This is a genomic window from Amycolatopsis sp. NPDC104775 (genome assembly GCF_055583325.1).
Window position 1 is genome coordinate 518,873 of sequence record NZ_JBVJOE010000006.1, and the last position, 11,499, is coordinate 530,371.

10 protein-coding genes are annotated in these 11,499 nt (G+C 69.3%); 3 read left to right on the forward strand and 7 right to left on the reverse strand.

What is annotated here, in order from left to right; genetic code table 11:
• Positions 1 to 337: 337 nt before the first annotated feature.
• Positions 338 to 1,081: a peroxide stress protein YaaA gene (yaaA, locus tag ACZ63D_RS28610; protein WP_465357436.1), complete on the reverse strand. Its 744-nt coding sequence runs from the start codon at positions 1,079 to 1,081 to the stop codon at positions 338 to 340.
• 66 nt (positions 1,082 to 1,147) lie between these two features.
• Between yaaA and ACZ63D_RS28615 the strand changes: the two genes are divergently transcribed.
• A complete protein-coding gene (locus ACZ63D_RS28615) occupies positions 1,148 to 2,113 on the forward strand; it encodes a GNAT family N-acetyltransferase (protein ID WP_465357437.1) in 966 nt (321 codons plus the stop codon).
• A 480-nt stretch (positions 2,114 to 2,593) separates the two neighbouring features.
• Here the strand turns inward: ACZ63D_RS28615 and ACZ63D_RS28620 are convergent, their stop codons facing one another.
• Positions 2,594 to 2,950 carry a VOC family protein gene (locus ACZ63D_RS28620; protein WP_465357438.1) on the reverse strand — a complete coding sequence of 119 codons (357 nt, stop codon included), beginning with the start codon at positions 2,948 to 2,950 and terminating at the stop codon, positions 2,594 to 2,596.
• A gap of 124 nt (positions 2,951 to 3,074) precedes the next feature.
• Here ACZ63D_RS28620 and ACZ63D_RS28625 point away from each other — a divergent pair, with 124 nt between their 5' ends.
• Both ACZ63D_RS28625 and ACZ63D_RS28630 read left to right on the forward strand, forming a co-directional pair.
• Entirely contained in the window at positions 3,075 to 4,823 is a 1,749-nt protein-coding gene (locus ACZ63D_RS28625; protein ID WP_465357439.1) for a proline--tRNA ligase, read from the forward strand.
• Positions 4,824 to 4,827: 4 nt separating this feature from the next.
• Positions 4,828 to 5,775, forward strand: coding sequence for a DUF8017 domain-containing protein (locus tag ACZ63D_RS28630; protein ID WP_465357440.1), 948 nt, complete (start codon positions 4,828 to 4,830; stop codon positions 5,773 to 5,775).
• Here ACZ63D_RS28630 and ACZ63D_RS28635 read toward each other — a convergent pair.
• The 5 genes from ACZ63D_RS28635 to ACZ63D_RS28655 form a co-directional block, all read right to left on the reverse strand.
• On the reverse strand, positions 5,715 to 7,886 hold the full coding sequence (locus ACZ63D_RS28635) for a bifunctional lysylphosphatidylglycerol flippase/synthetase MprF (protein WP_465357441.1): 2,172 nt from the start codon (positions 7,884 to 7,886) through the stop codon (positions 5,715 to 5,717). The two genes, ACZ63D_RS28630 and ACZ63D_RS28635, sit on opposite strands and share 61 nt — an antisense overlap.
• 234 nt (positions 7,887 to 8,120) lie before the next feature.
• Positions 8,121 to 8,822, reverse strand: coding sequence for a haloacid dehalogenase-like hydrolase (locus ACZ63D_RS28640; RefSeq protein WP_465357461.1), 702 nt, complete (start codon positions 8,820 to 8,822; stop codon positions 8,121 to 8,123).
• A gap of 29 nt (positions 8,823 to 8,851) precedes the next feature.
• Positions 8,852 to 9,262 carry a YjbQ family protein gene (locus ACZ63D_RS28645; protein WP_043834328.1) on the reverse strand — a complete coding sequence of 137 codons (411 nt, stop codon included), beginning with the start codon at positions 9,260 to 9,262 and terminating at the stop codon, positions 8,852 to 8,854.
• 16 nt (positions 9,263 to 9,278) lie between these two features.
• Positions 9,279 to 9,923 (reverse strand): response regulator transcription factor, encoded by a 645-nt coding sequence (locus ACZ63D_RS28650; protein ID WP_465357442.1) that lies wholly within the window; start codon positions 9,921 to 9,923, stop codon positions 9,279 to 9,281.
• Between the two features lie 24 nt (positions 9,924 to 9,947).
• Positions 9,948 to 11,264, reverse strand: a complete 1,317-nt coding sequence (locus ACZ63D_RS28655; RefSeq protein WP_465357443.1) for a sensor histidine kinase — start codon at positions 11,262 to 11,264, stop codon at positions 9,948 to 9,950.
• Between the last annotated feature and the right edge of the window lie 235 nt (positions 11,265 to 11,499).

Genomic DNA, 11,499 nt, shown 5'->3' on the forward strand with positions numbered 1-11,499 from the left:
GGTGTTTCTCGGGTTTGGGGGGGGGGACAGAGAGGGGGGGGTGGGGGGGGGGGGGGGGGGGGGGGGAAGGGAGGAAACCCCCCCCCCCCCCCCCCCCCCCCCGACCGCAGGGAAGGCTTCGTATCGGGGTGCAGGGCCGGGTGTGGCTGCGCTGGTTGGTTGGGTGCGCGGGCTGCGGTTGGTGGGGTGGTGCGCGGGACTCGGGCGTTCGGCTGCGTGCGGTCCGCGGGCGGGGGTTTGCGCCCAATGTGGCATGGGGTGCGCGTGACGCACCGGATGCTGCATTGGGTGCGTCATGGCGAGTGGGGGCGGGCTGCGGGGTTCCGCTCGCGACCTGTTAGTCGGTGAGTAGTTCCAGTGCGTGGTCGCCGGTGCGTTCTACGGTTAGGCCTGCGTTGGTGATGACGCGCACTAGTTGGTCCACAGTGGACGGTTCGCTTCGGGAGGTGGCCAGGACGGCCGCCAGCCTGCCTTTGTAGGCCTTGTTGAAGTGGCTCACTGTGGTGCGGTTGCCGTGGGCGTCTTCGGTGACTACTCGGACGGTGACTGCGTCGGAGCGCAGCTTGGCGAAGGCGGCGTACGTGCCGGAGCGCAGGTCGACGATTAGCCCTTCGACGTCGTGCAGTACTGGTTCCAGGATCGGCTTCCACAGTCCTCGTACGGTGCCGAGTGCGGGCACTGTGTTGCCGCCGGAGAGGCGGTAGGCGGGGATGGGGTCGGTTGCCGCTACGACGCCGAACAGGGAGGACGTTACGGCCAGGCGTCGTTGTGCTTTGGCCAGTCCGGCGCGGGTGAAGCTCTTGACGTCCAGCGCGTCGTAGAGGACGCCGGTGTAGCGGCGCAGCGCGGGCATCGTCGGGGAGGTCCAGAGCTGGGCGTTGCGGGCGACCTCGTCGGATTGGCGTTCGGAGATGCCCAGCGCGGCGAGGCTCGCGGGGACGTCAGCGGCCAGTTCGACTAGGGCGTCGGCCAGTTTGGCGCGTACTGGGTTCAGTTCGGGGAACGACAGCGCGTCCAGGTCCAGCGGCGCGCCTTTGCCGCCGACGGCTTTGGTTTCGGAAGGGGGGAGCAGCACCAGCACCCCCGGAGCGTAACCGCCGGGTAATCCAGGTGCGGCGGCCGTGTGCCGCTCCTTACTCTGGGTCGTATGGAACTCACCTGGCGCCCGCTCACCCTCGCCGACGTCGGCGCGGTCACCCGGCTCTGCACGGTGGCGGAGGAAGCCGACCGCACCGGTGAGCATTGGGACGAGGGCGACGTGCGGCAGGAAATGTCCGGCCCGTCGGTCGACCTGCCCGGCGCGAGCATCGGAGCCTGGGACGGCACGCGCCTGGTGAGCTACGCCCTGGTCATCCCGCGCGACGCCGCCGAGACCGTGCACCAGCCGCATGTGGCGTCGCTGACCGATCCGGCGTACCGGACGGACGAGGTCGCTTCGGTGTTGACGGAGTGGCTCGTGCGCACGGGCCGGAGTGTCCACGCGCAGCATTTCCCGGACGCGGAGCTGGAACTCCACGCTGGAGCGCACGAGAACGAGCACTGGTACATCTCGCTTCTCGAACGCGGCGGGTTCAAACTGGAACGCACCTTCGTGGAGATGCGCGCGGACTTGACCGCGCTGCCTCCGGCCCCTCCGCTCCCGGATGACCTTCCGCTGGTCGCCTGCGAAGAGCGCTACGACGCCTTGGCGCTCGACGCGCGCAACTCCGCGTTCGCCGGGCACTGGGGCAGCACATGGCTTTCCGCTGACGAATGGAAGCACCGCTTCCGCGACAACAAGGACTTCCGGCCGGACCTGTCGTTCCTTCTCCTTTCCCCGGAACGCGACCGGGCGGTGGCGTTCGTGATGTCGTCGTTCTCCGAAACCAACGCGCTGGCGACTGGTGTGCGGGAACTGCACGTCAACTACGTCGGCACCCTGGCGGAGGCCCGCGGACGGGGCTTGGCGTCGGCGTTGCTGGCCCACACCCTCGAAGCTGGCCGCGCGGCTGGCTTCGATAAGTCTTCGTTGTCGGTGGACGTGGACAACACCCATCGCGCGCTGGCGATTTACGAGCGGTGCGGGTATCGGACGGCTGAGCGGAGTTACGGGTACGTTTTGCCGCTCAGCTGACGGTGGGCGGGATTGTGCCGCCGGGCTCGCCGTGGGCTGCTCTTCTGCTGGTGCGGCGCGCCGAGCACCCGCCACCTCGCTGGGGACCACGTGTCGGGCACCGGTGACCACACGCTGCCGGGCTCGCTGTGGGCTGCTTTTCCGCTGGTGCTCGCGCGCTGCTGCATTCGAGCACCAGCGTGCGTGCCACCCATCCGCCACCTCGCTGGGGACCACGCGTCGGGCACCGGTGGGCATGTGCCGCCGGTCGCTGTCGGCTGCTCTTCCGCTAGTGGTCGCGCGCTGCCGCGTTCGAGCATCAGCGAGTGCGCGCCGAGCACTCACCGCGTTCGCCGGTCACCGTGGCTCTGTGCGCCCGCTAGCGTCCGCGGCTGGCCGTTCCAGCCGAACGTCCAGCCAACCGCTCCATCCAACGGGTGCTCGCCCGCCCCGCCTCATCCGATCCTCAACGCGCCCCCTCAACGCGCCTCCCTCAATCCCTCAATGCGCCCCCTTCCCGGTCACACAGAACACGTTCCCCTCCGGATCCTCCAGCACCGTCCACTCCAGCCCGGGCGCTGTGCGCTGCCCCAGCTCCACCGCTCCGAGCCCCACCAGCCGCCGGACCTCGGCTTCCCGGTCGTCCGCTCCGAAGTCCACGTGGACGCGGTTCTTCCCGGCCCGCGGCTCCGGCACCCGCTGCAACCCGAGCCTCGGTGCGCCGGGTGCGGGGCTCTCCAGCATCACGAACTCGCCGTAGTCCGCCGCCACCGGAACGCCCAGAGCCGCTGTCCAGAACTCCGCCAGCCGCTGCGGCTCGGCGCAGTCGACGGTGATCATGCCCATCTCCAAACCCATGCCCGCACGCTAACCGCGACCACCGACAAAAACCGCGGCCGCCGATAACCCGCATGCGTCGCGGCCAGGGGGTTGACTACTCTGTGCGAAACGTCTAAAGCCCGCTCAGCGCAGGGAGTCCCCAGTGATCACCAGGATGTCGTCGTTGTTCCTCCGCACGCTGCGCGAGGATCCGGCGGACGCCGAGGTACCCAGCCACCGGCTGCTGGTACGCGCCGGCTACGTCCGCCGGGTCGCCCCGGGTGGTTACTCGTGGCTGCCGCTCGGGCTGCGCGTGCTGCGCCGGGTCGAGGAGGCCGTGCGCGAGGAGATGAACGCGATCGGCGCGCAGGAGATCCAGTTCCCCGCGCTGCTGCCCCGCGAACCCTACGAGGCCACCAACCGCTGGACCGAGTACGGCGACAACCTCTTCCGCCTCAAGGACCGCAAGGGAGCGGACTACCTTCTCGGCCCGACGCACGAAGAGCTGTTCGCGCTCACCGTGAAGGGGGAGTACAGCTCCTACAAGGACTTCCCGGTCACGCTGTACCAAATCCAGACCAAATACCGCGACGAGGCGCGTCCCCGCGCGGGCATCCTGCGCGGCCGCGAGTTCGTCATGAAGGACTCCTACTCCTTCGACCTCGACGACGAGGGTCTCGAGCGCTCCTACCAGGCTCACCGCGACGCCTACATCAAGCTGTTCGACCGCCTCGGCATCGAGTACGTCATCGTGGCCGCCACGTCCGGCGCGATGGGCGGCTCGGCGTCGGAGGAATTCCTCGCGGTCGCGGAGAACGGCGAGGACACCTTCGTCCGCAGCACCGAATCGGGCTACGCGGCGAACGTCGAAGCAGTGGTCACGCCGGCGCCCGCCGCGCGGCCGATCGAGGGGTTGCCCGAGGCGCAGGTCCACCACACCCCGAACACGCCGACCATCGAGACTCTCGTCGCATTCTTCAACGCCGCTGGGCTCGGCCGCGAGTTCACCGCGGCGGACACGTTGAAGAACGTCCTGGTCAAGACGCGTCAGCCGGGTGCGAAGGAGTGGGAGCTGCTCGGCATCGGCGTTCCGGGCGACCGCGAGGTGGACTTCAAGCGGCTCGAAGCGGCGCTCGAACCCGCCGAGGTGGAGCTGCTCGAAGAAGCCGACTTCGCGAAGAACCCCTTCCTCGTCAAGGGCTACATCGGCCCGAAGGCGCTGCAGGAGAACGGGATCCGCTACCTGGTCGACCCGCGCGTGGTCGAGGGCACGGCCTGGCTGACCGGCGCCGACCAGCGCGACCACCACGTGCTCGACCTGGTCGTCGGCCGCGATTTCACCCCGGACGGCACCATCGAGGCCGCCGAGGTCCGCGAGGGCGACGCGTCGCCGGACGGGCACGGCACGCTGGTCGCCGCGCGCGGCATCGAGATCGGGCACATCTTCCAGCTCGGCCGCAAGTACACCGACGCCTTCGAGGTCGACGCGCTCGGCCCGGACTCCAAGCCGGTCCGGATCACCATGGGCTCCTACGGCGTCGGCGTCTCCCGCCTGGTCGCGGTGCTCGCCGAGCAGAACCACGACGAGCAGGGCCTGGTGTGGCCGCGCGAGGTGGCGCCGTTCGACGTGCACGTGGTCATCGCGGGCAAGGACGAGACGGTGCGCGAGGGCGCGGAGAAGATCGCCGCCGAACTCGACGCCGCCGGTCTCGACATCATCCTCGACGACCGCAAGGCCACCCCGGGCGTGAAGTTCGCCGACGCGGAGCTGGTCGGCGTCCCGACGATCCTCGTCGTCGGCCGCGGTCTCGCGAACGGGCTGGTCGAGGTCAAGGACCGGCGCACCGGCGAGCGCGAGGAAATCGCTGTCGACTCGGTCGTCGACCACTTGGCGAAGCTCGTCCGCGGCTGAAGCCGTGGGCTGGTTCGGGCGCAAACGCCGCGACGACGGCGGGTACCAGGACAACGCCGCGCTGAGCGGGTTCGGCGGGTACGAGCCGTCCGACGCGCCGAAGTTCCCGAGCGCCGGGTACGGGAAAACCGACCCGGCGCCGGGAGCGTCCGAACCAGCTCCCCAGCCGCCGAGGCAAACCCCAGCTCCGCGCTCGCCCCGCAAGACGAACCTCCGCCTGGTGAAGGCTGTGCCGATCGTCATCCTGATCGGGATCTTCGGCTACAACGTCTTCTCCGCCAAAAGCCACCATTCCGCCCGCACGGACGACGCCCCGCGCACTTATCAGCCGGAGCCCCGCGTCGTCGTGCCGCCGGTGGTCGCGGGATGGCAGTCAGTGGCGGGCAAGGACGGCAGTTACGCGTACGACGTGCCGCCGTCCTGGGAGCCCGCGCCGACCACGTTGCACGGCTGGGACCCAGCCGCCGGATCGCCTGGGATCAACCTGTCCACCAGCGCGTTCCTCGGCAAGCACAGCTGCAAGGAAGACCCGGTCGGCCAGATTGGCGGCGCGGGCTTCACCACCGAGAAGACCGGTGATGCCGGCGAAGCCGCGCGCAAGGCTGTCACGGACCTGGGCGTCAGCGCGTACACCGGCGAAGGCGCTTCGGCCGCGAAGGTGACGCCTGGTGCGCCGGAGAAGACCGAAGTCAAGATCGAGGGCGAGACTCGTGAGGGCACACTCGTAGTTGCCGAGGTGACCCCGAGCAACGCCCCGTGCAAGCCGCAGAGCGTGCTGGTCGCGGCACTCGCGCTCAAAGCTGGTGAAAAGTCCGCCGTGCTGGTGGCGTACTCCGAACAAGGCCGCCCAGGATCCGCGTCCCGGGACGACCTCATCCGGATTCTGCACAGTTACCGCGGCGTCCCGGCAGCGGACCGGTCCACGACCACGCCGCCGCCGACCACGCGCTGACGGCGCAGCGCCAGCTTCGCGAAGTCCATCAGCCCGGCGTTCGGCAGATACGCCCGGCCCAGCGCGATCCCGATCCGCGGCAGATCGGCCTCGTCGCGGTAAGCGAGGTACAACGGCTCGTGTCGCGGCTGGAACTTCGCCTTGAACGCGTGCAGGGAACGGAATCCGTAGTACGGCTCCATCATCGAGCCCAGCGCGTCCAGCATCCGGTCGACCATCTGCCGCGGGGTGCTGTCGTTGCTGCGCACCAGCGGCGCGCCCGACAGCGAGACGAACTTCGCGCCTTCCTCGCGGAACGCCAGGCAGGTCGAGGCGATCAGGAATTCCATCACCGGCCGGAATCCGCCTGCCCGGCGGCGCATCACGTCGAGCGTCCAGCCGCCGACCTCGCCGTCGCCGGTGTGCACCGGCAGCCACGACGTCACGCCGTGCACCGTGCCGTCCGCGTCGACCGCGAGGCCGACCCGCGTCGCCGGGTCCATCGCCTGGTCGACGCCGCCGAGCGTGAAGCCCATTTCCGGCAGGCCCTTGTCGCAGATCCATTCCTCGGACAGCGTCCGCACCTGGTCCCGGATCGACCACGGCTGTTCGGCCAGCCGCACCAGCCGGAACTCGATCCCGTCCTTCTTGGCGCGGTTCAGCGCGGTCCGCACGTCCTGCCAGGCCTTGCCGCGGAACTGAAGGTTTTCCAAGTCCACCAACGTGTCCTCGGCGACCTGCACGTGCTTCCAGCCCAGTTTCTCGGTCTGCGCGACGGTCGCCGCGGTCGCGGAGAAGACGCACGGCACGAGCCCGGTGTTCTCGCACATCGCGGAGAACTCCCGCAGCGTGCGGTCGCTCGTCCCGTTCGGGGCGACCGGGTCGCCGAGCGCCACCGCGACGCCGGCGTGCCGCTGATACGCCAGGTACGACGCGCCGTCGGAGGCGACGAAGTAGGTGTTCTGCGGCCAGGTCGTCATCCACGAGATGGTGCTGCCGCCGTTGCGGCCCAGCAGAAGCCGGGCGAAGGCCGGGTCCGGTCCGCCGCGGAACAGCTTGCGCCGCCTGCGCCGGGACGGCACGCGAAACGCGCGTCGAGCGGAGATCAGCAGCACCAATTCCACTGTCCACAAGAGATTGTCCACAATGAACAGAGGGGGACTGCTGAGGTCGTAGTCCTCGCGGATCAGCTGGGTGACCGCGACGACCCCGGCCAGCACCGCCATCTGCGACGCGGCGAGCACGCACAGCGCGATCGCGCACCGCCAGGCGAACCGCGAACCGCGGCGCAGCCCGTTGAGGATCGGCACCGCGACGATGCACAGCGGGAGCAGTTCGTTGCCGGACAACGAGATCGAGTCGGACGAGCCGAACGGGCCGTCGCCCGGGACCAGCCACATCACCACTTCGGCGACGACCAGCAGCACCAATCCGGCGGACGCGAGCAGCCGCCATTCGCGCAGCGACGGCTTGTTGGCGTTGCGGGCGGCGGGTCCGGCGAGCCGCCTGCCCAGCGGCAGCGCGAGAATGAGGGCGAAGAAGTGCACGAGATCGGCGAGAGTGCCGACATAGACGATCGCTACCCCGGCGTACACGCACAGCCCGGCTCGCAGCCGCAACCGCCACGGCGTGCGCAGGGTCGCGCTGGTGATGGCGATCGCGGCGAGCGCGCCACCGGAGAACCCGACGTCGAGCGTGCCGGCGATCCGGTCGGCCCAGGCCCAGCCGGAATTGCGGGAAAGTTCGAGGAATTGCACCGCGACGATCGTCGACACCAATTGCCCGCCGATGGTCACCGCCATCGCGCGCCGCGTGCCGAGGTGCCATTCGGCGAATCCGGCCATCAGCGCGAAACTGCCCGCCATCGGCAGGTAGAACCACGGGCGCAGGGCGTAGAACGGCCCGGTGAACAGCGTCCACCAGCGGCCGTGCTCGAGCGACGGAAGGCCGTAGGCGTAATAGTGGAAAGCGTGCTGGTGCTCGGCGGCGTGCCAGAGCGAGCCGGTCGAAACCCCCACGATCATGATGGCGAGCACGACAGTCGTCGTGAACGGAATCCGATGCCACAGCACCGCTAGCCGCCCGCGTGCCTCTCCGGCCGTGAGGCCGGTTCCCCCCTGTGCGATCGTCATGGGGAAAGTTTGGCGCGGCGATCTTAAGCGGTCATCGCCCGTCGGACCTACTTCTCCCCCTAAGGGACTGCTACCCCAGGGGGACCCGACCCTGGCCCCAAGACTGACCCGCACCGCTGCGCAGTGCGCTGACCAGCGGGAACAGGCCGGTATCCGGGGGTTCCGGGAGGTCCGCGACCCAGAACAGGGGTTGACACCGGATGTCGCCCGAACGAGTGATCCCGGTCGCCTGGCTCAGGGGTGCCCGAGCACTGCCGCGCGGACCGCGGACAGATCGGCGAGATCCGGCAAAACCCGGTGTGCGCCGCAGTCGGTCAGCTGTTCGGCGGAAAAGCGGCCGGTGGCCACGCCGATCGCCACCGCGCCGTATTCGAGCGCGGCCTCGATGTCATGGGGAGTATCTCCCAGAATTACTACGGATTCCGCAGGAAATTCCTTGCCGTGCTTCGCTTCCGCGGCGTTGACCGCGTGCGGGATGAGATCGGCGCGGCGCGACGAAAGCGAGCCGTACCCGCCGATTTCCAGGTCGAGATGTTCGTCGAGGCCGAGCGCGGCGAGTTTGTGCCGCGAAATCTCCGGCAGGTTTCCGGTGACGAGGCTCTGCACGACCCCCTCGTGCCTGGCGAAATCGGCGAGGACGGCCGCCGCGCCGTCGAGCGCCCGGCCTTCCGCCGGCAGGCTCGCCCGGGCGCGCTCGACGGCCGCGATCAGCTCCCGCCACATCCGCTGGATGGTTTCCTCGTCCGGTTCGATGCCGTGCAGGGTGAGCACGTCGGCGGTGATCGCGCGTTCGGTCCGGCCGCCGAAGTCCGGGTGCGTGCGGAACTCCGCCCCGGTCGCCGCGGCGAGCGCCGAGCCGTACCAGCCGAGGCCCAGCCCGGTGTAGTCGACGAGCGTGTGGTCGATGTCCCAGAGCACCAGCCGGTGCGTGCGAATGGCCGTCACGACAGCGATGCTACGGGGGATCAGCCGGTGAGGTAGCTGAACCGGACCCGGCGGACGGGGTTGTCGACGTTGGTGTCCACCAGGCACACCGACTGCCAGGTGCCGAGCAGCAGCACACCGCCGAGCACTGGCACGGTCGCGTACGGCGGGAGGAACGCCGGGAGCACGTGGTCGCGGCCGTGCCCGCCGGTGCCGTGCTGGTGGCGCCAGCGGTTGTCACGGGGGAGCAGGTCGTCGAGCGCGGCGAGGAGGTCGTCGTCGCTGCCCGCGCCGGTTTCCAGCACCGCGAGCCCGGCTGTCGCGTGCGGGACCCACACGTGCAGCAGGCCGTCGGTGGCGTCGGCGTCGCGCAGGAACTTCTCGGCCTCCCGGGTCAGGTTGTGCACGACCGCGGTGTTGCCGGTGTGCACCTCGATCTCGGTGGAGTACATACCGCCAGGGTAGGCGTCAGGAATCGAGATAGCGGAGCACGGCGAGGACGCGCCGGTTGTGCCCGTCCGACGGCGGCAGGCCCAGTTTGCCGAAAATGCTGGTCACGTACTTTTCCACCGAACCCGCGGACAGGAACGCCTCGGCCGCGATCGCCGAGTTCGACCGGCCTTGCGCCATCAGCCCGAGGATCTCGCGTTCGCGCGGCGTCAGCTCGGCGAGCGGACCGGCCTGGCCGGTGGTCGCGAACAGCTGGCGGACGACTTCCGGATCGAGCACCGTCTCTCCGGCGGCGACGCGTTGCAGCGCGGTGAGGAAGTCCGACACCTCCGCGACACGGTCCTTCAGCAGGTAGCCGACCGCGCCCGCTTCTCCGGCGAGGAGTTGCTTGGCGTAGTTGGTTTCGACGTACTGGGAGAATACGAGAATCGCGCAGCCTGGCCGCTCGGCACGCAGGTCGATAGCCGCGCGCAGGCCTTCGTCGGTGTGCGTCGGCGGCATCCGGATGTCCACAATGGACACGTCGGGCCGGTGCTCGCGGACGGCGGCGCGGAGGTCGTCGGCGTCCTTTACCGCCGCGACTACTTCGTGGCCGCGCAAGCCCAGCAGTTCGACCAGGCCTTGGCGCAGGATTGCCGAGTCTTCCGCGATCACGATCCGCACGGTTTCCCCCTCATTTCACCGAGTTTACCGGGGCAGCGGGAGCGTCGCGGTGACTACGGTCGGCCCGCCGGCCGGGCTCGACACGGTCAGTTCGCCGTCGGCTGGACGGAGGCGTTCGGCGATTCCGGCCAGCCCGCCGCCGGGGATGACCGCGGCACCGCCCTGACCGTGGTCGACCACGGTCAGGCGCAGGGTGTCTTCGCGGTCTTCGACCAGGACTGCGCAGCGTCCGGCACCGTGTTTGGACGCGTTGGTCATGAGTTCGGCGGCGGCGAAGTAGACGATCGTTTCTAGCGACGGCGGCGGGCGGCGGCTGAGTTCTACGGTGACTGTCGCGGAGAAATCAGCCGAACTGGCCAATGTGGACAGTGCGAGGCTCAGGCCTTTGTCCAGTGCCGCGGGGTGGATGCCGCGGGCCAGGTCGCGTAGTTCGGTGAGAGCTTGTTTGGCGTTGCTGTGCGCGGCGTCGACCAGGGTGCGGATCTGGTCGAGGTTGACGTCGTCGGTGGCCAGTTCTTCTTTGGCCAGGCCAAGTTTCATGGCCATGGCGACCAGCTGGGCCTGAGCGCCGTCGTGGAGGTCGCGTTCGATGCGGCGGAGTTGTTCGGCTGCTTCGTCGAGGGCGGTGGCTCGGGTTTCTTCCAGGAAGCGGACGCGTTCGCGCAGGCCTGGGTCGGCGATCAGAGTGCGGAGCAGGAGACGGTCGACGCCGGTGATGAGGTGCACGATCGCGGGCCAGATGGTGAGGATGAGGATGCCGGAGATGCACCAGAAGAGGGAGCCGATCCAGTTGTCGCTCTGGATGTTGAAGACGGGGAGGCCGTGGCCGGGTCTGGTCTCCAGGAGCCAGGTGAGCGGGTAGGTGAAGGAGGCAAGGCCGTAGAAGCCCAGTGCGCCCGCGCCGAGGAGGGAGAGAAGGCCGAAGGGGAGGCGGATCAGCAGGTATGCGACGGAGCGCCAGGCGGCCCGGTCGCCTAGGCGGGCGGTGAGCCAGTTCCAGAGGCCGGGTTTGAGGTCGGGTCTCGGCGGGGGCGGGAGGGGGAGGTTGAGGAGTTTTCCGGCTAGGCGGCGGTGGAGGCCGGTGAAGAGTTTCGCGATGTGGAGGGTGACGGTGAGGATGCCTATGCCCAGGAGGAGGGGGGATAGGGCTAGGCCTAGGGCGGTGCCGGTTAGGAGGAGGAGTACGGAGATCAGGGGGAGGAGGGCGGTGGTGATTAGCCAGGCGGCTTCGGAGAGGGATTGGCGGGGGGTGGCTGGCCAGAGGGGGCGGAGGAAGGGGGCGGCTGTTGGGGGGTGACCTGGGGCGGGTTGGGTTTCGGGTCGGGGGTGGGGTGTGGTCACTTGGGTGAGTTTGCCTGGTTGGTGGGGTGGGGGGTAGCGGGTTGGCTGGAGGGGTGGGTGGGGGGTAGCCCTATCTCGTCGCCCGGGGGGCGACATTGCGGGGTGTTCGCTTGCGTGGGGCACCCCGAAGCTTGATTGTGCTGACGGTTCGGGGGTGCTTGTCAAGGCGGGAAAGATGCCTTGACAAGCACCCCCGAACCGCAGGGAGGCTTCGTATCGGGGTGGGGGGGAGGTG

Bases quoted from the DNA above. Each gene is read 5' to 3' on its own strand.
- ACZ63D_RS28615 (WP_465357437.1), top strand. From the start codon at position 1,148: ATGGAACTCACCTGGCGCCCGCTCACCCTCGCCGACGTCGGCGCGGTC.
- ACZ63D_RS28620 (WP_465357438.1), bottom strand. From the start codon at position 2,950: ATGGGTTTGGAGATGGGCATGATCACCGTCGACTGCGCCGAGCCGCAG.
- ACZ63D_RS28635 (WP_465357441.1), bottom strand. From the start codon at position 7,886: ATGACGATCGCACAGGGGGGAACCGGCCTCACGGCCGGAGAGGCACGC.
- ACZ63D_RS28645 (WP_043834328.1), bottom strand. From the start codon at position 9,262: ATGTACTCCACCGAGATCGAGGTGCACACCGGCAACACCGCGGTCGTG.